Here is a 21,349-nt window from a genome sequence, read left to right on the forward strand (position 1 = left end):
GAGATTGCGGTGGGTCGTTCATGATTAGGTCAAGCGCGCTTGTTTCCGTAACCGTTGCCGCAAGCACGATTCTCGGAACGTACTCTTCTCTCGCAGCGGACCTGCCGGCCTATACCAAAGCGCCTCCGATTTACGCGCCGCCGCCGAGCTGGAGCGGCTGCTATCTTGGCGGCAATATCGGCGCAGGATGGGACAGCACCTATGATCTCGGGACCGCCTTCGGTGGGACCCCGTTCGCGCCGCCGTTCGATTACGGTAGCAGCCACGGCAGCAGCATTATCGGTGGTGGACAGATCGGCTGCGACAATCAGTTTGCGTCGAACTGGGTCATCGGCATTCAGGGCAAGGCGGATTTCGGGTCGATCCGTTCGCAAAATCCGGTGCTGCCGTTTCCCGGGATCACTGCCGCTTACGAGCTGAAGAACACCGAGGATATCACCGCGCGCCTGGGCTACGTCATCGTGCCGACCGTTCTCGCTTACGTCAAAGGCGGCGCCGCGTGGTCCAATATCAACGTTTCCGCATCGGCGCTGCCGACCTTGGCAGAGCAGGCCAACTTCACCCGGATGGGCTACACGATCGGCGGCGGTGTCGAGTGGAAGTTTGCGCCGAACTGGTCGGTGTTCGCCGAGTACAACTACTTCGATTTCGGCACCAAATCCGGCAATCTGTTTTCGACCGGTCTTGTCCCTGCGTTCGGCAACGCCGGCGCGCTGGCCGATACTGTTTCGCTGCGGCTGCACAGCCAGCAAGCGATTGCGGGCGTGAACTACAGGTTCGATTGGGGGAGCCCAGTCGTAGCGAAATACTGATCGAGCCAAGCTCGAGAAAAAGGGGCGCCGGAAACGGCGCCCTTTTTCTTTATGCGACGGCCGCGTCCTTTTGCTTGGCGTCGGGCAGCAGCGCCCGCATCTTGCCCAGGAGCCGCTGCAAATCGACGGGCTTGGTGTCGAAATCGGAGCAGCCGACTTCCACGCTCTTCGCGCGGTCGCTGGCCAGCGCATGCGCCGTCAGCGCAATGATCGGGATTGCCGAGGTCGCCGGATTGGCCTTGATCAGCTGCGTCGCTTCCCAGCCGTCCATTTCGCCAAGCGCCACATCCATCAGGATCAGATCCGGAGCTTCGCTTGCGGCCATGGCGACGCCGCTTGCGCCATCAATGGCACAACAAACCGAAAAGCCGTGACGCTGCAGACGCCGGGTCAGCATGTCCCGGTTCATCTCATTGTCTTCGACCAGCAGGATCTTATGCATGGTGGGCTTTCGCGGCGTGCTCGAAAAACTCGTCCGAAGCTTCCGGAACCAGCGTCGCCGCAACGTGCGCGTCGGTCTTTCGCCGGCCGGCCACGAGCGGGATGCGGATCGTAAAACGGCTGCCCTGGCCGAGCGTGCTTTCGACCGCAATTTCTCCGCCCATCAGTTTGCAGAGCTTTTGGCTGAGGGCCAGCCCCAGCCCCGTCCCGCCGTATTTGCTGGTAGAGGAATCGTCGGCGACGGTGAATTTTTCGAAAAGATGCGTGATCTTGTCGGGTGCAATGCCGATGCCGGTATCGGTGATGTCGACCACAAGCTGGTCGCCGTCCTGTCCGGGAACGCGATTGGCGATGATCCCGACCTTGCCGTTTTGGGTAAATTTGGCGGCATTGTCGAGCAGCTGCCCGGCCATGTTGCGGAACCGACTCGTGTCGCAAAGCGCGAAGCCGAGATCAGGCGATATCGCGCAGCTGAACTCGTTTCCGTTGCTTACCGCGGCGGGCTTTGCGTTCTCGGCGATGTCCTCGATCAGCCTGCAAATATCGACCTCTTCCAGGTCCAGCTCCATCTTGCCCGCCTCGATCTTCGATAGATCAAGGATTTCGTTGACGAGCTTGAGCAGATGCTGGCCGGCCATGTGAATCTTGGTCAGGTCCGAAACGCTGGCGCTGTCGCCTTCGATCTCGGCGTCCTCGAGCAGGATCTGGCTATAGCCGATGACGGCATTCAGCGGCGTGCGCAGTTCGTGGCTCATCTTGGCGAGAAACTCGGCTTTTGCAGCGCCGGCTCGCTCGGCCTCTTCGGTCGCAGCGCGCAATGCGGTCGCGGTCGCCATATGCTGGCGCATTTCGCCTTCGAGCTCGCTGTGCGAGGCCTGAATTTTTGCGTAGTAGAGCGCCATCATGGCGACGTAGATGGCTGCCGCGGTCGTCGACACCAGCCCGAGGCCCTGCATGGCAGCGACGGGCAGGCTGCTATTGATCTGGAAACCAAAGAAGTAAAACAGGCCGAACACGGCGACGTTGACGACGAACATCCCCTCGACGATCAGGCGCAGCTTGGTTGAGGAGCCGAGATAGAAGAATGCGAGCAGCGGGATGACGAGCACCCAGGCGAGCGTCGGCGAGGTGACGCCGCCATAGAAATAGCAGCTCCACAGAATGCAGAAGATCAGGTTCTCGATCGAAACCAGCGCCAGCGGATTGTAGGGGATGCCTGCGCGCAAGATGAAGGGGAAGGCCCAGAAGGCGATGATCGATGCTGCCAGCACGGCGACATCGTATCCGGGCGCGGGATCCAGCACGAAAATGGCGATCGGAACCACGCTGCCGATGAAGGGCCCGAGGATATGGCTGACGAGGAAGACGTGCGCCCGGTTTCTGGTATCCCGGTCGGCCGCAATCGCGGGCGGAATGAAATAGTTAACCAGACGATCAAGGGCGGCAAGCGCCGTTGCAAGTTTGGCTTTCATGAAAGTCGCGCCGCCTTACGCAAATGATTTTGTCAATATCCGTGCGTCAGGATCGACGACGCATCGCAGGGCAGGCACGCACAACTGCCCACGCCTAACATTTTCAGGCCCAGCTTAAAACCGCGTTAATGCCTGAAAAGGCATAGCTAAACCGATTTTTAAAGCCGGCCGCGCTAAGTTCCGCGGTGATCAAGTGCAGCGGGGCGCACAATAATGCAGATCTGGGGTCAGATCGTCAGGTTGATCGACTGGTTCATTCCGCCTGAGGCCAGGCTGGAACGCTCCGAGTTTGGCCGGGCGCAGAACTTCGTCTTCACCCATCTGGCTGGACCTGCGCTGTCACAGTCGATCAGCGTCTTCCTGTATCTGAGCGATCCGCATCCAGGCCTTGCGTGCTGGACCATCATCGTCGGCATCTGGTTGTTCTGGACCCTGCCGTTTGTCTACAAGTACACCGGCAATTTGCAGCTCTCGGCGTTGATGTCGGTCGAGCTGCTCGCATTCGCCTCGCTGTTCGGCGCGTATTTCTATGGCGGTGTCTCTTCGCCGTTCCTGCCGTGGTTGCTCGTCAGCCTGCTGCTCGGGTTCTTCTATCTGTCGGAGCGGCCGGTCCTGGTGGTCGGGCTCTTCACCTTCAACATCGCAGGCTTTACAGCCGCCTACCTCGCCTGGGGCTTTCCCGATCGGCTCTCCCATGAGCAGCTCTCGATGGTCGGCTGGATCTCGATCCTTTCGGCCACCATCTACATGTCCTGGATGGCGATCTATTACGCCAACATGATCTCGATGCGATCGGACCTCGAGCGCGAGGCCGAGCTGCATCGCGAAACGTCGATCCGGCTGCGCGAGGCCAAGGATATGGCCGAAAAGGCCAACCGCGCGAAGTCGATTTTCCTGGCCAAGATGAGCCACGAGCTTCGCACGCCGCTGAACGCGGTGATCGGCTTTTCGGAAATCCTGCTGGACGACGTCGAAGCCGGCAAGGACAGCCGCAAGAAGGCCGATCTCGAGCGCATCAATTCCGCAGGCAAACATCTGCTGTCGCTGGTGACGGGCGTTCTCGATCTTTCGAAAATCGAATCCAACCGTATCGACCTGAAGATCGAGAAGTTCGATCTGAACGAGATGGTGCGGGAAGTCGTCGCCACCGTCGAGCCGATGGTGGTCGAGAACAAGAACAAGCTCGTCGTCAAATGTCCGCCGGATCTCGGCATCGTCTCGACCGATCCGACCAAGCTGCGCCAGGCGGCGCTCAATCTGCTCAGCAACGCGGCGAAATTCACCCAGAACGGAACCGTGACGCTCGCCGTCCAGCGCAGGAAACGTCAGGCCGGCGACTGGATCGAGATCCAGGTGCAGGACACCGGTATCGGCATCGCCGAAGAAGAGATCGGCCGGCTGTTCCAGAATTTCGGTCAAGCCAACCGTTCGACTTCAAGCAAGTTCGGCGGCACCGGCCTCGGGCTTGCGCTCAGTCAGAAGCTGTGCGCGCTGATGGGCGGCGCGATCTCTGTCAGGAGCGAGGTCGGGCAGGGCTCGTGCTTCTCCATCCGCGTGCTTGCCTGGATGACCGAGCAGCACGACGCCGAAGACAACACCGCGACCGTATTGAAATTCGCCCATTCAGCAGCAGTATGAAAATGTCTAATTCCATTACGAATGTTGCCGAGGCTTTTTCGCCTCCTGACCAAGAGGCTGAGGCCCCCGAGGGCCAACCCCGGCTTCTGATCGTCGATGACATCAGTGACAACCGCACGATTTTGAAGCGGCGTTTTGAGCGCCGCGGCTTCGAGGTGACGGAAGCGGAATCGGGCCTGGTTGCGATCGATCTGATCGAACGGAATCCGTTCGATCTCGTCCTGCTCGACGTGATGATGCCCGGCATCGATGGCATGGAGACGCTCAAGCGTATCCGTGCCCAAAAGTCAGCCTCGGCCCTGCCGGTGATCATGGTCACTGCCAAATCCGAAAGCGACAACATCGTCGATGCGCTGGAGCAGGGCGCCAACGACTACGTCACCAAGCCGGTGGACTTCGCCGTGGCGCTGGCGCGCGTCAACACGCAGATCAGCCGCCGCCGCGCGGAACAGCAGGTGGCGCTGGCTAACGAGGGATTGCGCAAGGCGAACGAGGATCTCGAGCGCCGCGTCGAAGAGCGCACTCACCGCCTGATCGATGCCAACCAGCGGCTGAAGGAAGAAATCGCCGATCGCGAGGAGCTCCAGGCAAAGTCGCAATATCTCGCCTATCACGATAGCCTCACCGGACTCGGCAACCGCTTGCTCTTCAAGGAGCAGCTCGACGAGGCGCTGCGCGATGTCTCGGTGGCGCCGCATCCGCTGGCGGTTCTGTTCCTCGACCTCGATGGTTTCAAGGCGGTCAACGACACCCTCGGACATTCCGTCGGCGACTTGCTGCTCAAGCACATCGCGGCTCACCTGCGTGATCTGCTTCCGTCGACGGACCGGATTGCACGACTAGGCGGCGACGAATTCGCCATCCTCCAGATGTCGAGCCCGCAGCCGACGTCTTCCACGCATCTGGCTGAGCGCATCATCGAAATCGTCGGTCGCCCGCACAACATCGACGGGCACGATGTGACCGTTGGCGCCAGCGTCGGCATCGCGGTCGCGCGTCCAGGCGAAATGAGCACCGAGAGTCTGCTCAAGAGCGCCGATCTTGCGATGTACAGCGCCAAGTCGGAAGGCCGTGGCACGTACCGGATCTTCGATCCGCAAATGGACGCTGTCGTTCAGACGCGCCGCTCGCTCGAGCGCGACATGCGCACCTCGCTCGCGCAGGGCGGGTTCGAGCTCCACTATCAGCCGCTGGTCAACCTGCAGACCAAGCGCGTCACCGCTTTCGAAGCGCTGATGCGCTGGGATCACAAGGAGCGCGGCGCCGTGCCTCCGTCGGAGTTCATTCCGGTCGCCGAAGACATGGGCCTCATCATCCAACTCGGTGAGTGGGCCCTGCGGCAAGCCTGCATGGAGGCCGCGACTTGGCCGGACGATATCCGGGTCTCCGTCAATCTCTCTCCGCTGCAATTCTCCAAGGGCAACCTGGTCGCGACCGTCGTCAGCGCGCTGGCCGCCTCGGGCATCGCGGCCTCGCGGCTGGAACTCGAGATCACCGAGTCGGTTCTGCTGGAAAAATCGGAACGCAATATCGCGATCCTGAACCAGCTGCGGGAACTCGGCGTCCGTATCTCGATGGACGATTTCGGCACCGGATATTCGAGTATCGGCTACCTGCGCAGCTTCCCGTTCGACAAGATCAAGATCGATCAGTCGTTCGTGCGCGACCTGCTCGTCGACGATGGCAGCCTCGCCATCGTTCGCGCGATCGCGAGCCTCGGCGTCAGCTTCGGCATGACGACGACCGCCGAAGGCGTCGAGACCGAAGAACAGATGCGTTGCCTCAATCTCGAAGGCTGCGTCGAGGTTCAGGGCTATCTTTACAGCAAGCCGGTTCCAACCAGCGAAATCCCCAACGTCCTGGCTGGCCTCGCGCACGGTCCGGTCCTCCGCCGCTGATGGGCGGCGCGCAGTCGCCTCAAGCTAGTGTGGCGGTTCAGAAGTCCGCATCGATGTTGCCGCGGGTTCGTCATGCGGACTTCTGAACCAAAGCCACACTAGATCAATAAACTAGCTAGTGTCCTTTCGATTCCGAAGTTCGAAACGTGGCTCCGAAAAATGCTACGAACTTCGGAATCGGGACACTAGCCGGCGTCTTTACTGGCGGCGCCGCGAAGGCTTTGCCTGTCCTGCGGTTATATCCTAGAAAAGCCAATCCGCCGTTGTTGCATCGGAGGCCGCGTCGATGATTGGATTGTTCTTTGAGGTGATCCCGCTCGATGAGGGGCACGCCGCGCGTTATTTCGAACTGGCAGCGATCTTGAGGCCCGAGCTCGACCGAAGCGGCGGTGTCTTGTTCATCGATCGCTACACCAGTCTCGACAGACCCGGGGTCGTTCTCTCGCACCAATGGTGGGCGGATGAAGAGGCCCTCGTGCGCTGGCGTCAGCATAGCCAGCACCGCGCGATCCAGCGTGCCGGGCGCGAGCAGCATTTCAGGGATTATCGGATCCGGATCGGTGCCGCCGTGGACTCGTCGCGCATGGCTTCCAGCGCTCGCACGCTGTGGGTTTCCTATTACGATGCCGAACCGGCGCGGCCGGTCGCCGGCGAGCTGTTCAAAAGCGTCTACCGGGACGGCAAGTTTCTGGTGCTTTCCGAAAAGGCGCCGGATGCGCAAACGGCGCCGGCAGACAGCAAGGTGTTCGAGATCACGCGCGACTACACGATGTACGACCGCGCCGAGGCGCCACAGGAATATCCGCCCGTGCAGCGCCGCTAGCGCGGCAGGGCGGCTGCAGCAGCAGGAATGCTCGCGGTCGCCTCGCCGCTTGACGATTTGCGCAGGCGGATCTCGATGCGGCGGCGCTGCTGAATGTCGCCGGGCGTTCCCGAAATCGCCAGCGTCTCGTCTGTATTCACGAGCTGCGCGCCCGACAGCGGGATCAACTTGTACCCCGCGAGCAGGGGGCTCTGGCGCAATACGCTCACCACCGCGACCGCGCGCGCAAGGCCTAGACCGGCATTGTCGGCAGGGACGAGGCTGATGATGCCGGCCTCGCTCTTCAACACCGGCAAAAGGTCGCGATCGAGGTTGGAATATTGCCGCAGCCCGATCGGACGCTCGTCGGTATGACCGACGACCTCGATGATATCGACGTCGTATTTGCGGATGTAGTTGAGAATTTCGCCGGGAGTTTTGACGAGCAGCGCTTCCTGGAAGGACGGCGACAGCTCGGCACTGCCCGATTTGAAGAAATAGCCATCGGCCTCGCTCATCCGGATGATCGGAGGCCATTGATGGCCGCCGGGACCGGGAGCCATGCCGCGCGCCAGCGTGTCCAGCACGGCCTGGGCGGAGACTTGCGGATCGCCGGGCTTGGCCATCGCGCGATTGATGGCGCCGACGATTTCCGCATCATGAATGGCCTTGTCGACGTCGATGTTGTTGGCGCGCAAGGCGGCGATATTGGCGAGGCCCTCGCGCAGTTCCTTCACCGTCAGCTTCTTCTCGATCTCCTTGACAACGGTCCGGCTGTCCACCAGCTCGCGCCAGTACTGGTCGATCGCCTGCGGATCGCTCAGGCCCGAGAGGCTCTCGACCTTCTCGGCGACCGCCGCGCTCTTGCTCAGCGCATTGACCACCTCGCGGATTTGCTCGTTCTGCGCCTTCTCCGCCGTGAGTTCCTGTTCGGCCGCGATGCGCCTGGTTTCCTCGCGCTTGAGGAAAGCCGCCATCGCGATGAGCAGGCAAAAGACCAGGAGCACCATGATCTCGGCCATGGTGAGCCCGAGCACCAGGCCGCGCCGGTACGATGATCGCTGCTCGAGTATCTGTCCTTCCATCGGCTCTATCTTCTCGGGCTCTCGTTCGACCGTGGCGCCATGAAGCCGAGCGCGCGCGGGATGATCCCTCGTCGCGTGGCCTGGATTTCGATCAGCAATTCCCTCATGGCGATGACGACGTTTTGCGCGTGCCGCAGGTTGATCTCCGCACTCCGCGACTGGTTTTGAGCGTTGTCGTTCAGCGCGTCGACCGATTCGGTCAACCGCTCGATCATCGGCACGAGCTGGGTTCCGATCGCCTCTTCGGAGGTCCGGTGCGCGGTGAGGCGCGCGAACAGCGCATCGATCGATTGCACGATGCTCGCGGTGTTCCTGGCGAGGTCTTCGCCTTCCTGCACCAGTTGCCTGGAAACTTCGAGGACCTCGACCGTCCTCTTGTTCAGGCTCGCCAGCGTCGCGCCCGAGATCTTGGAGGATTCGTCGAACGGCAGGCTCGCGCCTGTGGCTATCGTCTCAAGCTGCGCGGCAAATTGCCGATGCGCCTTGCCGATGCTTTCCCGCATCTCATCCATCGCATCGGCCATGGATTGCTGGGTCATGCGGCGGAAATAGCCGAATTCGAGTATCGAGCTCTCAAGCTCGCGCTTCACCCGCCGCGAGGCTTCGGCCAGTTCCAGGCGCGATGTGGCCTCGGTCTCGATCGGGTCACGCCGCATCTGGTTGAACATGATGCGCAAGGTGATGCCGGCGATGGTCGAGGCAATGGCGATGCCGAAATTCTGCACGATCTGTTCGGCCGAGCCGGCAGCGGAGAACTGATACAGCGAGACGGCAAGCGACGTCAGGGTGAAGAGGAAACCCATGTAGTAGAGATTGTCGCCGGACTGGTCGTCGCGCAGGCGGAACAGCCGGGCGCCGAGCAGGCCGGCATAGGCGATCATGATCAGGACCGGCGTGGTCGTGACGGCGAGCGCACCAAAATCATGCAGCTTCGAGAAAATGATGTAACCGCTGCCGACGACGACGACGGCAAAGAACAGCAGTCCGTTGACGAGCCCGGGCGGCAGACTGGGCTTGAAATCGTAAGCGGCCATTCCCGTCAGGCTCCCTGCAGTCGTTTGACGCCGCCAAACGTGCCGCGGTTGTCTTCGATCCAGGCCTTCCAGAATTCCATGTGCTTGGTGCTATCCACAAGCTGCTGGCTTCCGGTTTGCCGTGTCACGTAGCGGAGGATGACGGTGGCGCCATGCAGGTCGGTGCGAAACTTCAGGTACGCCGGCGATTGCTTGTAGCGCTGGAACGACAAATCGCCCGCGCGCGGATACTGGCTGTAGTCCCTGGTGTATTCGATCATGTCCGAAATAACATATAGCGTCTTTCGGGCATTTTCGCGCGCGGCGCTGGAAAATTCACCGATCGCGATATCCTGAATGGCCGCCATGATGGGCGAGCTGCTCGCCTTGGCGGACGCGATGCTGTTCTTGACCGCGTCGGCGGCAGGTTTGCGAAAATCCTCGATCCAGCGCAGCCGTGCGATTCGCGGGTTGTCGGTCCATTCGCTGAGGCCAGCGCCGTCGCCCGGATTGCATTTGGCGAACAGCGAACGGCTCCGCTGACCTGCGATATCGAGAACGCGGATATCGAGTTTGTAGAACGGCGGCAGCGTCGTGATCATGTCGTCGAGCTGGCCCAGGACTTCGCGCCGCGTCGTCTCCGGCAGGTCGTCCGAGGTGTCGACCAGAACGACCGTGACCCCCTTCGGGCCGTCGACCGGGCAAAGCGTTTGCGGATCGAGCACAGGACGTTCGGGGGCCGAGAAGTAGAAATAGGCCAGCGTCCCGCCGGAACCGATCGCCAGCAGCAGGAGCAGGGCGCCACCGAGGCCCGACCAGCCGAGCGCTGCGGAATGGCGCTGCCTCGGCTTACGTCTAGCCACTCTTCTTCTCCGGCAGCAACTCGTCGATCTCGCGATAGGTGCGTACCGCAGAATCGAATGCGTCGTGGATCGCCTTGATCTGCTGGCTCAGGAGTTCCTGGGTTTCAGCGATCATGGCGCGCAGGTTCTCACGGGCGCCTGTGCTCGGCTCTGCGCCCACATAGTTGATCCGATCCAGGCTGTAGGCCCTGCCAAAGTAGCCGGGAGCGGGTGTCGAACGGGCCCTGCGATTGGCCTCGCGGTAGACTTCCAGCAGGGCGCGCGCGGTCTGCTCGATCTGGCTTTGATGCTGCTCGAAGCGCTGGGCGAGCCGCGAGCGGCCTTGCAACAAAGAATCATATTCGCTGCGCCGGACCGAGAGGTCGCGCGCGGCCTCGTTCATGGCTTCGGTTGCATCCTCGCGAATGTCGCGCAGCCGCTCGATCAACTCGCCGCGCGCGTCGGCGAATTGCCGCGTCGCTTCGATCCATCGCCGCTCGAGGCCGGCATAGCCCATATAGGGATCGAAGAACATCAAGCCGTCCGCCATCGCGATCAGCGAGAAGACGAAGCCGAGCGCGAACAGCAGCCATGAATTGATGTCGGTCAGCCCATAAGGCGAGGTGAGGAGCCGGTGCAGGACTTCCTGGCCGACATTGTCGCTCAGGGCGACCGCGGGCGGGATTTCGCGCAAATGCGACAGCGTGAGATTGAGTGCGATGGCGAAGGCGAGATAGGCGAGGAATGAGAGGACGCCAACCAGCTTCAGGACATAGTTACGGCGATTGACCAGCCGGACCAGCACCATGCCCCAGAAGAAACTGGCAATGATATTGAGCGCGGCGAACGTCACCGCTTGCACCGCGCCGCCAAGCAGGCCGCCGAGATTGGCCTTGGCGAGAAAGCTGCCGTTGATCACGACTTCGATGATGAACAGGATGGCGAGAACGCCGATCTTCAGGATGATCTTGCCGGGGCTCGCCAACCGCGCCGGCCGTTCGATGCGATGGTGTTTGCGAAACAGCTCACGCTCGATTTCCGATTCGTTGAGGCGGCGGCGCAATACAAAGAGCTCGTCGCGACCCACGGTTGCTTCGGCGCGAAAATCGCCGACCGCTTCCGGCGCGGCCTGCTGGATGGTGGCAAAGCGTTCCTCGAAAGAGAGCGCATTGAGCCGCTCGTCGTAGGTGTGCAACTGGTCGAGATAGATGACGTTGGCGTCTTGTTTGTGCGCCTCGATGCGTTCCACAATCTTGTGTTCGACATCATCCATCGTCTGTGCGTCGGACGTCGGCCGGTTCTCCGCACCACGCTCGGTTCCGAGCGTGGTGAGCCCGAATTCGTCGGCGACGCGGTCGGCGTTCAGATCGAGGAAAACCGTGGTGGCGGGGCGGTAATGATGGGCCGGCTGACTCAACAGGGCCCGGATGCGCGCGATCGCTGACGGGCGGGTTCCGGGGACGCTCACGATGTCTTCAGCCTGCTGGTCACGGGGTAATGGCCTGATTCGGAATTATCATGAATTAAACACTCCTGTCCGTACCAGCCAGCAATCCTCCCGATGATTTTAGCTTGTCGACTTAGCCGGGCGGAACACGGTTTATCCATGGCGGGCCGCACGCCGAACAGGACACCGGATCGGCCTTGCCGGCGATAACCTGAGATACTCCGCCCCTAAGGGGCCGACGCGACTTGCACCGCGACGGCGCCCAGCCCCTCGAGCTCAAAACGATAATGCGCGTCGTGCTCGGGGAAGACCGTTTTCATGACGCTTCCGGTCATCACGACCTGCCCGGCTTTCAGCGCCGCGCCGCGTGCCGCCAGATGTGTGGCGAGCCAGGCCACCGAATTGAAGGGGTGGCCGAGGATGTCGCGCCCATACCCTTCGCCGCAGGGATCGCCATCCTTGCTGGCGCGTCCAAGCATGGGCGACAGATCGAGCCAGCTTGATTTAAAGTCCGAAAGTACGATGCCGGCGTTCCAGGAATTATCCGCCACCAGCGATCGCACATCGAGGCTCGCATAGTCGGCTGCCCTGTCATCGACCAGCTCGATCGCCGCGCAAACGCCGTCAATGTGAGGTTCGATCGCGGCGGCCGTGTAGGCTGTCGCCGCTATCGGGATGTCCGACTTGATGCGGACGGCAATTTCGAACTCAAGCCCAAGCCGGCCGAAATCCGAACGGCGGACCTTCGCACCCGAACGATGCACGCGAGAAGCCAGCACGAGGCCCGCAATCGGATGGTCGATCCGGCAAAAAGCTTGCATCGTCGCCGATGTCAACCCGACCTTGTAGCCGGCCACCTCGCCATTCGCGCGGCGCAGCAGCGCAACATATCGATCCTGAATATCATAGGCGTCGGCGATAGTGACCGGCGCAGCCGGAGGGCCCAGTGTTGCGAAGCGATGTCCGGCCTGGTGTTCGGCCAAAAGCCATTCACCTGCGCGCTGCGCCGCGACGTCCTCCATGTTCTTCTCTCCCTTTTCTTGCAAATCTTAGCGGCTTGCCAGCCGTGGTCAAACACGGCCTGCAAATCCAAGCGGCGCTTCATGAGGAGGAAAGATAAACCAGTTACGCCGCCGGCTTTAAGACCCGACCGCGCGCGCGATCGCTTCGGCCAGTTCACGCTGGCTGAATGGCTTTGCGAGCCGCGGCAACCCTTCGCCCTCGCCAGGCGCGAGTTCGGCATAGCCGGTCGCAAGAATGATCGGAATCTCCGCGTTTTCGGTGCGGATGCGGGCAGCCAATTCCGAACCCGTCATGTCAGGCATCAACTGATCTGTGATCATCAGGTCGATTTGGTTTTCCCCGTGCAGAATGTCGAGCGCGTGAAGCGCGGATGGCACGCTGTAAACCGTGTGGCCGAGTTCTTCGAGCAGTGCCGATGTGTTGAGAGCGACCAGGGGATCATCGTCGACGGTGAGAATCGCGAGTTTCCTGTCGCCCGGCGAGGGGACGTGAACTGCCGCGCTGTTTGCCGGCAGCACCGCCTCATCCGGTGCAACCGGCAGATAAATTTCGGCCGACGTTCCCTTTCCCGGCTTGCTTTTCAGCAACAACTTTCCGCCGGACTGTTCGGCCATTCCATGAACCATCGGCAGCCCAAGCCCTGTGCCTTTGCCGACGCCCTTGGTCGTGAAGAAAGGCTCCATCGCACGCGCGAGCGTTACTTCGTCCATGCCGGCGCCGGTGTCGGTCACGCTCACACACAGATATTTCCCCGCTTTCTGGCCCGGCACATCGGCGCGCTCGTGCGCGCCGATCGTGATCTTGCCGCCTTTCGGCATCGCGTCGCGGCCGTTGATCGCAAGATTGAGCAGCGCGAGTTCAAGCTGCGTGGCGTCGGCAATCACTTTCGGGAGTTTCGGCGGGAAGTCCGTTTCAACCCGGACCAGCGGGCCGAGCGAACTCTGCAAGAGATTGGTCATCTGTTGCACCACGTCGCGCACGTCGAGCGGTGCGAGCCGCAATTCCTGGCGCCGCGCAAAGGCCAGCATCCGTTGCGTCAGCGCGGCCCCGCGGCGCGTCCCTTGCACGGCGTTGTCGATCAGCCTGGAGACTTTCGGATCGTTTCCCGGCAGGCGTCTTTGCAGGAGCTCAAGGCTGCCCTGTATGGCCATCAACAGATTGTTGAAGTCGTGGGCGATGCCGCCGGTGAGATGGCCGATCGCTTCCATCTTCTGCGACTGCAGCAGCGCTTCGCGCGCCTCCTCGAGTTCGCGTTGGGTATTTCTCCGCTCGGTCAGGTCGCGCGTGATCTTGGCGAAGCCGACCAACCTGCCGGCATTGTCGCGGATCGGATCGATGATGGCCAAGGCCCAGAACTTGGTGCCGTCCTTGCGAACGCGCCAGCCTTCACTTTCGAACCGGCCGTCGCGCGCCGCGATCGCCAGCGCCCGCTGGGGGCGACCCGCTTTGCGATCTTCCTCGGTGTAAAAGCGCGAGAAATTCTCGCCGAGGATTTCGGATTCCTCGTAACCCTTGAAACGCCTGGCGCCAGGATTCCAGCTGGTGATGGTCCCGTCGGGATCGAGCATGTAGATGGCGTAGTCGGTGATCGCTTCGATGAGCATGCGGAATCGGCCTTCGTTTGATTTCGAGGCCTCGAACCGATCCGTACGCTCCACGCCAGTCCCCCGCTTCCCTTAGAGGGCTAAGATTTAACGGAAATAAACGCCCGTCCCCAATGGAAGTTCCCGGGATCTGGCAGGAAAGGTCGAGCGTGGCCGCCGGTTGAAATATCCGCCGCTGCCGTGCAAGGCTAAAGTCTTAGTCCCTCCAAGCGATATCTCGATGAACATCCCTTCCGTTACGCCTTCGCAAGTTCGCAAGCTGCTGCTCATGCGCGCGGAACTTGCCTTGCTCGATCTGCGCCATGAGGCCGCCTTTGCCACCGGCCATCCCCTGTTTGCCGCCAACATGGCGGCCGGGCGGATCGCGCTCGAAGCCGAGTTGAGATTGCCGCGCAAGGACGTGCCGATCGTGCTCTACGATGGCGGTGAAGGTCTCGTCGCCGAGGCCGCGGCGCGTTTCGCCAGCCTCGGCTATCGCGATGTTCGCCAGCTCGAAGGCGGGCTCGCGGCCTGGCGCAAGGCAGGCTTTGAGATTTTCATCGACGTCAATTCCTACGCCAAGGCCTTTGGCGAACTGGTGGAACATCGCCGCCACACGCCTTCGCTTGCCGCGGAGGAAGTCGCTGCGCTGATGGCGAGTGAGGCCAATATACGCATTCTCGACGTGCGGCGGCCCGACGAATACACGACCATGAATATCCCGGGTTCGGTCAGCGTGCCCGGCGCGGAACTGGTGCTTCGTGCCGGCCATGTCGCGCCGGATGCCTCAACCACCATTGTCGTCAACTGCGCCGGCCGCACCCGGTCGATCATCGGCGCGCAATCGCTGATCAACGCCGGCATCGCCAACAAGGTGGTGGCGCTTCGCAACGGCACGATGGGCTGGACGCTCGCCGACCAGACACTCGAACACGGCGCCGATCGATCCGGCGGTGTCGGTCTGTTCGACGGCGCGCGAGAGCGCGCGCGGGACGTCGCCTATCGCGCCGGCGTGAAGCATGTGAACTCCGACGAGGCGGACGCGCTTGCGAGCGATGCGACGCGCACGCTCTATCGCTTCGACGTTCGCCCGGTGGAGGAATATACGGCCGGGCATGTTGCGGGCTTTCGCCACTATCCGGGCGGTCAGCTCGTTCAGGAGATCGATATGGCGGCGCCCGTGCGCGGCGCGCGGATTCTTTTGACTGACGACAAGGGCGTTCGCGCCGACATGACGGCGTCATGGCTCGCGCAGATGGCCTTCGACGTCTATGTGCTCGACGGCGGCTATGATCGCGCGCTCGAGGCCGGAGCGCCGCAAGTGGTGCCGAAGCCCGATCCATCGCATCGCTATCGACGCCCTTACGAAGGCATCACGGCGTCGAGGGAAGCGATGCAGGCCTATTTCGACTGGGAATATGGCCTGGTCGAACAGCTCAGGCGCGACGGCACTCACGGCTTCTTTGTCATTTGAGATGGCTTCTTCGTGATCTGAAAGGGCCGTCGCCTGAACCGTACTCGAGCGGAAGGGTTACTTGCCGGACGCCTTTGCAGCCCGTTCGATCAAGCGCGCCACGTCCTCCGGCTTGGAAACGTAGACCGCGTGGCTCGCCACAACTTCGATGGTTTCGCTCCCCGCTCGCTTGGCCATGGTGCGCTCGAGGTCGGGATTGATGTTGTGGTCGCGCGAGGCGACGAGCGCCCAGCTCTTCTTCTGATGCCAGGCGGCCGTCGTCACAGGCGCGCCGCCGGCGGCCTTGGCCAGCATCGCCTGCGAATGCGCCATGAAGTTTGCATCAGTGGGCGACAGGTCTGCGGCAAAATCGGCCGGGAAAGCGGCCGGGTCGATGTACAGGAAATTGTCGTCCTTGGTGACGCGCATGTCGTTGTTGGCGGGCGGAGCCGTCGAGAGCAGGCTCACCGCGCTCTCGCCCTTGTCGGGGATGAAGGCGGCGATGTAGACGAGGCCCGCGACATTGTCCGCGTTGCCCGCCTCGGTGATCACCACTCCGCCGTAGCTGTGGCCGACCAGAAGGGCGGGGCCCTGTTGCAGATCCAGCACGCGCTTGGTGGCCGCGACGTCGTCTGCCAGTGATGTCAGCGGCTCCTGCACCACGCTCGCCGTGTAGCCGTCTTTGGCCAGAATATCGACGACACGCCGCCATCCGGAACCGTCGGCGAATGCGCCGTGGACGAGCACGATGTTCTTGACCGGCTCGGCCCGGGCCGGGACGGCGGCAGCTGACAGAAGTGCGATCGCTGCAGCGGCAACAGCAAATGACTTGTTTGGCATCGAATTCTCCCTCCAGGTCAAATTATTCAACCTATGGGTTGAATAAAGGCGCCGATTTGACAGATTGTCAACCGTTGGGTTGAATATGATCGAATCATGACACGAGCGGATCGCGGTGATTGAGATCGAAAGACGGAAGGAAGCGGCCACGCGCACCGCGCGGCTCGACGCGGTCTTCGCGGCATTGGCCGATCCGACGCGGCGGGCGATCATCGAGCGGCTGTCACGCCGCGAAGCGCGCGTGACCGAGATCGCTGAACCCTTCCATATGTCCTTGAACGCGGTGTCGAAACACATCCGCGTGCTGGAAGCGAGCGGCGTGGTGGTGCGGCAGAGGAAAGGGCGCGACCATATTCTGTCCATCAATACCCGTTCGCTGGACGAGGTTGATGGCTGGATCGGGCGGACACGCCGCTATTGGGAGGAGCGGCTGGACGCCATGGAGCGCCTGCTGCTAGAGCTCAAGCAGGACCAGAAGCCGGGGCCAAAGGACCGCAAGCATGGTTCGCGATGACGCGACGGGCGGAAGCGTGCAGATACGCCGGCGCGTCAGGGCCACGGCGGAAGAGATCTTCGAGCTGTGGACCAAACCTGACTTGATGGCGCGGTGGATGAGCCCATTTCCGGGCGCGGTCGATTGCAAGGCGAGGAGTGACCTCCGCCCCGGCGGAGCCTTCAGCCTTGTCATGACATCGCAAGACGCAAGCCGTGAAGTTTCCGGCACCTATGTGCAGATCGACCGGCCGCGCAAGCTTGTGTTCACGTGGGTCGGTCCGCTGACGAATAACGTGAATACGTTGGTCACCGTCGAACTCACGCCAAGCGGCGACGAAACCGACCTCGTGCTGACCCATGAGCGTCTGCCGACATCGGCAATTGTCGAAGGACATACCAGGGGCTGGGGACATATACTGGACCATCTGACGGACGCGGTTTCAAACGACCTTTAGGTCGAACTTTCAGATTCGAAACGCAAGCTTGGGGGATAGCGTGGAGGCGATCAGTTATCTCTATACAATCGCGGCTGCCGGCATGTCCTTTGCCGGCTTGTCAGTCCTGACGATGATCCTGCGGCAAATGCTCGGCGGGCAGATGACCAAGTTCGACACCTTCGTTGCACGCTCCTGGATCCAACTTGGGTTCCTGGTCACGTTCGGCGCCCTCGTGCCGCCGCTGTTGGGCTTGTTTGAGCTGCCGGCGCCGATGGTTTGGCGGATTTCGAGTGGCCTGATCGCGATCATGCTCGGATGCTGGGCGGCGACATTCCCGCGGCGCCGCTATGCGACGAACCCTGAACCCTTGCCGCTGCCGGTGACGATCTTCGTGGCAGCCATGGCTCTCATTGCGCTCGCACTCGCGGCGAATGCGATTACAGTGCCCGTCGCGCGCTTGCCGGCGGCCTATTCCGCATCGACCACTGCGATCCTGGTTGCCGCTGCGATGTGGTTCCTGTGGGCGTGTGCGCATTGGTACGACGCGCTTCGTTGAAACGGTGTCATCCAGATGATCGACGAGAAGAAGCTCGAAGAGCGCTTGGGTGCGCTGGAAGCGGCCAAATCCTGGAGCCCGCGCGTCGTCTCGCGGCTGGAGACGCTGCTGCGCTCGGGCGCGGACGAGGCGCTCTACCGCATCAATCCGATCCAGTTCGCCACCGAGAAATCGATTGCGGAAGGCGAGGCGATCGATCTCTTTCTCCACGGCTGCGTGGCCGGGCTGTTCGACATGGACTGGCAGCTGGTTTGTCCGATGTGTTCCGACGTCGTCGAGAGCTTCCGATCCCTGCGCAAGCTGCACACGCATTTCCGCTGTCATCTCTGTCGAAGCGATTACGACGCGGCGCTCGACGATTTCATCTCGGTGACGTTTACGGTTTCACCCGCCGTGCGCAGCATTCGCTTCCACAGGCCTGACGCGCTTTCGGCCTGGGATTACGTCTTCCACTATAAATTGACGGACGGCGGCCTCTTGCCCGACGGCATGCCCTGGAGCGAGGCCGCCAAAACCCTGGTGAGAGAGCTGGCCCGCATCGAGCCGGGTGCGACAGTCCGTCTTGAGGTCGATGCGAGCGAAGGCGCGCTGTTCGGCCAGGATTTCGACAGCGACGCTCAATGCTTTTTTCCGGTCGAAAAAAAGCAGACCGATGCAACGCCGGCATCTCCTGTGCCGTTGCTCCTCGACGGCAGCACATGCGAATTCACCACGGCAACCCTCGCTCCCGGCAAGGTCGTGTTCGAGGTTCGCAACACCAGCAAGCGGCCGGTGATTTTCGGTATCCTGCAGCTTCCGCCGGGCGCGCCGCAGCGTCCGCCGCTTCACTTCATGCCGTCACTGTCCGGCAAGCGCCTTTTGATGACGCAGACTTTTCGCGACTTCTTCCGCTCCGAGGTGATCGGCGCAACGGAAGGCATCGCGGTTCTCGACGTGACCCTCGTCTTCACCGATCTGAAGGGCTCGACGGCGATGTACGAGCGGATCGGCGATCTCAACGCCTACGTCCAGGTGCAGCGGCACTTCCAGCATCTTCTCGACGTCACCGTCCGGCACAATGGCGCCGTCACCAAGACGATCGGTGACGCCGTGATGGCGGCGTTCTCGACCTCGGCCGATGCGGTGCGAGCTGCGATTGAAATGCGCGAGGCCGTGGATGAGCTCAATCGCGACCGCGCGCAGCGTGATTTCATCCTGAAGATCGGCGTGCATCGCGGCGCCTCGATCGCGGTCACGCTCAACGAGCGGCTCGATTATTTCGGCCAGACGGTGAATATCGCGGCAAGGGTGCAGAACCTTGCCGATGGCGACGAGATTTGCATCACCGAGGACGTTCATGACGCCTCCGGCGTGGCGGACATCATTGCACCGTTCCCGGTGACAAAGAGCCAGGCGGAGCTCAAGGGCGTCAGCAAGGCCATGTCGGTCTATCGCCTAGGACGCGCTTGATCTGACGCTGCCGGGCTCAAAGCTCGGCACGGAAAACGGGTGGTCCCACCGCCAAAAAAGCGCGATCGATTGAACGAAGCGCTAGTGTGGCGGTTCGGAAGTCCGCATCATTGCTGCTGCGAGTTCACCATGCGGACTTCCGAACCAAAGCCACACTAGATCAATAAATTAGCTAGTGTCCTTTTCGATTCCGAAGTTCGCAACGTGGCTCCGAAAAACGCGACGAACTTCGGAATCGGGACACTAGTTGGCGATCGAGTCCTTTTAAGGACTCGCGAAGGGACAGACATGACCGCGAAATCGCAAGCTGCATTCATTCGGCCCAAACTCGCGGTCGAGTTCGATCCGCGCTGGCGGCGCGTGCTGGCCCGCGACCGTTCGGCTGACGGGCAATTCTGGTACTCGGTTGCGACCACCGGGGTCTATTGTCGGCCGTCGTGTCCTTCACGAACGGCAAATCCGGGAAATGTCGGTCTCTACAATTCATTGGCGGAAGCGAAAGCGACCGGCTTTCGTCCGTGCAAGCGCTGCAATCCGGACGGTCCGTCGGCCGATATCGAGAATGCGGCGATCGTCGCCAAAGCCTGCCGCCTGATCGAAGAGAGTGAAGAAGTCCCGACATTGAAGAGCCTTGCGCTCGCCGCCAAGCTGAGCACCAGCTACTTCCATCGCCTGTTCAAGAGTGTCACGGGCCTGACGCCGAAGGATTATGCCGAGGCCCATCGAGCTTGCCGCGTTCGCGATGGGCTCGCGAAGGGGCACAGCGTGACGCAAGCGATGTACGGCGCGGGCTTCAACTCCTCGGGCCGCTTCTACGAAAAATCCCGGACCATGCTCGGCATGACGCCGACGCAATATCGCGCCGGAGGCGCGAATGAAGACATCCGTTTCGCGGTGGGGCAGTCCTCGCTGGGGGCCATCCTGGTGGCGTCAAGCGAGAAGGGCGTGGCATCGATCCTGATCGGCGACGATCCGGATGAACTGGTGCGCGATCTCGGGGATCGGTTTCCGAATGCGCGGCTGGTTGGCGGCGACAGGGAATATGAGTCCATGGTTGTCCGCGTCATTGGTTTCGTCGAGACGCCGCAGATCGGTCTCAACCTTCCGCTCGACGTGCGCGGCACCGCGTTTCAGCGGCGCGTGTGGCAAGCTCTGCAAACGATCCCGGTTGGATAAAACCAATTTCAAGGCAAAAAGCGGAGTGCAGCGCCGCCGGGTTGACGATATGTCCCGCCGCGCAAGGGCGGCTCACTCCATCGCATCGAATTTGCGAAGAGCCCGTCAGCTTCCTGCGATAAGCAAAAGGGCTCAACATGAACATATTGATGGTCTTGACCTCGAACGAGCGGCTCGGCGCTTCGGACAAGAAAACCGGGATCTGGCTCGAGGAATTCGCCGCGCCTTACTATGCGTTCAAGGACGCAGGCGCCGACGTCACGCTGGCATCGCCGCTCGGCGGCGAGCCGCCGCTCGATCCCAGAAGCGACGCGGCGAACTTTCAGACCGAAGACACCCGTCGTTTCCGCGGCGATCGTGCGGCCCAGGCAACCCTTGCCGCGACCGTCACGTTATCCAGCGTTTCCGCTGATAACTATGACGCGGTCTTCTATGTCGGCGGTCACGGCGTGATGTGGGACGTGACCGAAGACGCAGCATCCATCAAGCTGATCGAAACCATGTTCGCGGCCAACAAACCCGTGTCAGCCGTCTGCCACGGCTCGGCTGTTTTCCGGCATACCAGGGCGCCGGACGGTTCGCCGCTCGTTCGCGGGAAAAAAGTCGCTGGATTTACCAACACCGAGGAAGTGGCGGTCGGATTGACCGAGGCGGTCCCGTTCCTGGTCGAGGATATGCTGAAGCAGAACGGCGGCATCTACTCCAAGGCCGACAATTTCCAGGCGCATGTGATGACGGATGGCAATCTGGTGACGGGACAAAACCCGGCGTCTTCAAAGGGCGTGGCGGCGGCGGTGGTGAATTTGCTGTCGCGGTCCCGCTAAAACCGTCATTGCGAGCGGAGCGAAGCAATCCAGAAAGCCACGAGCCCAAGTCTGGATTGCTTC

19 protein-coding genes and 1 pseudogene are annotated in these 21,349 nt (G+C 61.7%); 11 read left to right on the forward strand and 9 right to left on the reverse strand.

Annotated features, from left to right (window positions below):
• The first annotated feature begins 20 nt into the window (after positions 1-20).
• Positions 21-812: an outer membrane protein gene (locus tag VFB05_RS11555; RefSeq protein ID WP_325012329.1), complete on the forward strand. Its 792-nt coding sequence runs from the start codon at positions 21-23 to the stop codon at positions 810-812.
• Positions 813-861: 49 nt separating this feature from the next.
• On the opposite strand, the gene VFB05_RS11560 is transcribed toward VFB05_RS11555, so the two are convergent.
• Positions 862-1,254 carry a response regulator gene (locus VFB05_RS11560; RefSeq protein WP_325012330.1) on the reverse strand — a complete coding sequence of 131 codons (393 nt, stop codon included), beginning with the start codon at positions 1,252-1,254 and terminating at the stop codon, positions 862-864.
• Entirely contained in the window at positions 1,247-2,725 is a 1,479-nt protein-coding gene (locus tag VFB05_RS11565) for a sensor histidine kinase (protein ID WP_325012332.1), read from the reverse strand. The genes VFB05_RS11560 and VFB05_RS11565 overlap by 8 nt, the downstream gene beginning before the upstream one ends.
• Before the next feature lie 213 nt (positions 2,726-2,938).
• Here VFB05_RS11565 and VFB05_RS11570 point away from each other — a divergent pair, with 213 nt between their 5' ends.
• From VFB05_RS11570 to VFB05_RS11580, 3 genes are all read left to right on the forward strand, one after another.
• The gene (locus VFB05_RS11570) at positions 2,939-4,363 is read left to right on the forward strand and encodes a sensor histidine kinase (RefSeq protein ID WP_325012334.1); all 1,425 of its coding nucleotides are present in this window, start codon (positions 2,939-2,941) and stop codon (positions 4,361-4,363) included.
• A gap of 2 nt (positions 4,364-4,365) precedes the next feature.
• Positions 4,366-6,261, forward strand: coding sequence for an EAL domain-containing response regulator (locus tag VFB05_RS11575; RefSeq protein WP_325012336.1), 1,896 nt, complete (start codon positions 4,366-4,368; stop codon positions 6,259-6,261).
• Positions 6,262-6,547: 286 nt separating this feature from the next.
• Positions 6,548-7,084 (forward strand): antibiotic biosynthesis monooxygenase, encoded by a 537-nt coding sequence (locus VFB05_RS11580; protein ID WP_325012337.1) that lies wholly within the window; start codon positions 6,548-6,550, stop codon positions 7,082-7,084.
• On the opposite strand, the gene VFB05_RS11585 is transcribed toward VFB05_RS11580, so the two are convergent.
• From VFB05_RS11585 to VFB05_RS11610, 6 genes are all read right to left on the reverse strand, one after another.
• The gene (locus tag VFB05_RS11585; protein WP_325012339.1) at positions 7,081-8,148 is read right to left on the reverse strand and encodes a hypothetical protein; all 1,068 of its coding nucleotides are present in this window, start codon (positions 8,146-8,148) and stop codon (positions 7,081-7,083) included. The genes VFB05_RS11580 and VFB05_RS11585 overlap by 4 nt on opposite strands.
• A gap of 5 nt (positions 8,149-8,153) precedes the next feature.
• Positions 8,154-9,182, reverse strand: coding sequence for a hypothetical protein (locus tag VFB05_RS11590; protein ID WP_325012341.1), 1,029 nt, complete (start codon positions 9,180-9,182; stop codon positions 8,154-8,156).
• 5 nt (positions 9,183-9,187) lie between these two features.
• Positions 9,188-10,024, reverse strand: a complete 837-nt coding sequence (locus tag VFB05_RS11595; protein WP_325012343.1) for a hypothetical protein — start codon at positions 10,022-10,024, stop codon at positions 9,188-9,190.
• On the reverse strand, positions 10,017-11,471 hold the full coding sequence (locus VFB05_RS11600; protein WP_325012345.1) for a hypothetical protein: 1,455 nt from the start codon (positions 11,469-11,471) through the stop codon (positions 10,017-10,019). The genes VFB05_RS11595 and VFB05_RS11600 overlap by 8 nt, the downstream gene beginning before the upstream one ends.
• 206 nt (positions 11,472-11,677) lie before the next feature.
• Positions 11,678-12,472: a 2-keto-4-pentenoate hydratase gene (locus tag VFB05_RS11605; RefSeq protein WP_325012347.1), complete on the reverse strand. Its 795-nt coding sequence runs from the start codon at positions 12,470-12,472 to the stop codon at positions 11,678-11,680.
• Between the two features lie 117 nt (positions 12,473-12,589).
• Positions 12,590-14,131 (reverse strand): PAS domain S-box protein, encoded by a 1,542-nt coding sequence (locus tag VFB05_RS11610; RefSeq protein ID WP_325012349.1) that lies wholly within the window; start codon positions 14,129-14,131, stop codon positions 12,590-12,592.
• A 166-nt stretch (positions 14,132-14,297) separates the two neighbouring features.
• Here VFB05_RS11610 and VFB05_RS11615 point away from each other — a divergent pair, with 166 nt between their 5' ends.
• A complete protein-coding gene (locus VFB05_RS11615; RefSeq protein WP_325012351.1) occupies positions 14,298-15,530 on the forward strand; it encodes a rhodanese-like domain-containing protein in 1,233 nt (410 codons plus the stop codon).
• A gap of 57 nt (positions 15,531-15,587) precedes the next feature.
• Here VFB05_RS11615 and VFB05_RS11620 read toward each other — a convergent pair whose 3' ends face one another.
• Entirely contained in the window at positions 15,588-16,349 is a 762-nt protein-coding gene (locus VFB05_RS11620) for an alpha/beta hydrolase (protein ID WP_325012353.1), read from the reverse strand.
• Positions 16,350-16,464: 115 nt separating this feature from the next.
• On the opposite strand from VFB05_RS11620, the gene VFB05_RS11625 reads away from it, so the two are divergent.
• From VFB05_RS11625 to VFB05_RS11650, 6 genes and pseudogenes are all read left to right on the forward strand, one after another.
• Complete coding sequence (locus VFB05_RS11625) at positions 16,465-16,863, forward strand: metalloregulator ArsR/SmtB family transcription factor (protein ID WP_325012355.1); 399 nt, start codon at positions 16,465-16,467, stop codon at positions 16,861-16,863.
• Positions 16,850-17,299 carry an SRPBCC domain-containing protein gene (locus VFB05_RS11630; RefSeq protein ID WP_325012357.1) on the forward strand — a complete coding sequence of 150 codons (450 nt, stop codon included), beginning with the start codon at positions 16,850-16,852 and terminating at the stop codon, positions 17,297-17,299. The genes VFB05_RS11625 and VFB05_RS11630 overlap by 14 nt, the downstream gene beginning before the upstream one ends.
• Positions 17,300-17,339: 40 nt before the next feature.
• Entirely contained in the window at positions 17,340-17,837 is a 498-nt protein-coding gene (locus VFB05_RS11635) for a hypothetical protein (RefSeq protein WP_325012359.1), read from the forward strand.
• Between the two features lie 15 nt (positions 17,838-17,852).
• The gene (locus VFB05_RS11640) at positions 17,853-19,286 is read left to right on the forward strand and encodes an adenylate/guanylate cyclase domain-containing protein (RefSeq protein WP_325012361.1); all 1,434 of its coding nucleotides are present in this window, start codon (positions 17,853-17,855) and stop codon (positions 19,284-19,286) included.
• Positions 19,287-19,574: 288 nt separating this feature from the next.
• Positions 19,575-20,459 (forward strand): annotated as a pseudogene (locus VFB05_RS11645) (bifunctional transcriptional activator/DNA repair enzyme AdaA); the annotation flags it as partial.
• 140 nt (positions 20,460-20,599) lie between these two features.
• Positions 20,600-21,286, forward strand: a complete 687-nt coding sequence (locus tag VFB05_RS11650) for a type 1 glutamine amidotransferase domain-containing protein (protein ID WP_325012363.1) — start codon at positions 20,600-20,602, stop codon at positions 21,284-21,286.
• The last annotated feature ends 63 nt before the right edge of the window (positions 21,287-21,349 follow it).

The sequence above is a fragment of the Bradyrhizobium sp. genome (assembly GCF_035652035.1).
Taxonomy (GTDB): Bacteria; Pseudomonadota; Alphaproteobacteria; order Rhizobiales; family Xanthobacteraceae; genus Bradyrhizobium.

What these genes read in the sequence shown, in the direction of transcription:
- VFB05_RS11555 (WP_325012329.1), top strand. Translation starts at nt 21, where the DNA reads ATGATTAGGTCAAGCGCGCTTGTTTCCGTAACCGTTGCCGCAAGCACG.
- VFB05_RS11560 (WP_325012330.1), bottom strand. Translation starts at nt 1,254, where the DNA reads ATGCATAAGATCCTGCTGGTCGAAGACAATGAGATGAACCGGGACATG.
- VFB05_RS11565 (WP_325012332.1), bottom strand. Translation starts at nt 2,725, where the DNA reads ATGAAAGCCAAACTTGCAACGGCGCTTGCCGCCCTTGATCGTCTGGTT.
- VFB05_RS11570 (WP_325012334.1), top strand. Translation starts at nt 2,939, where the DNA reads ATGCAGATCTGGGGTCAGATCGTCAGGTTGATCGACTGGTTCATTCCG.
- VFB05_RS11575 (WP_325012336.1), top strand. Translation starts at nt 4,366, where the DNA reads ATGTCTAATTCCATTACGAATGTTGCCGAGGCTTTTTCGCCTCCTGAC.
- VFB05_RS11580 (WP_325012337.1), top strand. Translation starts at nt 6,548, where the DNA reads ATGATTGGATTGTTCTTTGAGGTGATCCCGCTCGATGAGGGGCACGCC.
- VFB05_RS11585 (WP_325012339.1), bottom strand. Translation starts at nt 8,148, where the DNA reads ATGGAAGGACAGATACTCGAGCAGCGATCATCGTACCGGCGCGGCCTG.
- VFB05_RS11590 (WP_325012341.1), bottom strand. Translation starts at nt 9,182, where the DNA reads ATGGCCGCTTACGATTTCAAGCCCAGTCTGCCGCCCGGGCTCGTCAAC.
- VFB05_RS11605 (WP_325012347.1), bottom strand. Translation starts at nt 12,472, where the DNA reads ATGGAGGACGTCGCGGCGCAGCGCGCAGGTGAATGGCTTTTGGCCGAA.
- VFB05_RS11615 (WP_325012351.1), top strand. Translation starts at nt 14,298, where the DNA reads ATGAACATCCCTTCCGTTACGCCTTCGCAAGTTCGCAAGCTGCTGCTC.
- VFB05_RS11620 (WP_325012353.1), bottom strand. Translation starts at nt 16,349, where the DNA reads ATGCCAAACAAGTCATTTGCTGTTGCCGCTGCAGCGATCGCACTTCTG.
- VFB05_RS11630 (WP_325012357.1), top strand. Translation starts at nt 16,850, where the DNA reads ATGGTTCGCGATGACGCGACGGGCGGAAGCGTGCAGATACGCCGGCGC.
- VFB05_RS11640 (WP_325012361.1), top strand. Translation starts at nt 17,853, where the DNA reads ATGATCGACGAGAAGAAGCTCGAAGAGCGCTTGGGTGCGCTGGAAGCG.
- VFB05_RS11650 (WP_325012363.1), top strand. Translation starts at nt 20,600, where the DNA reads ATGAACATATTGATGGTCTTGACCTCGAACGAGCGGCTCGGCGCTTCG.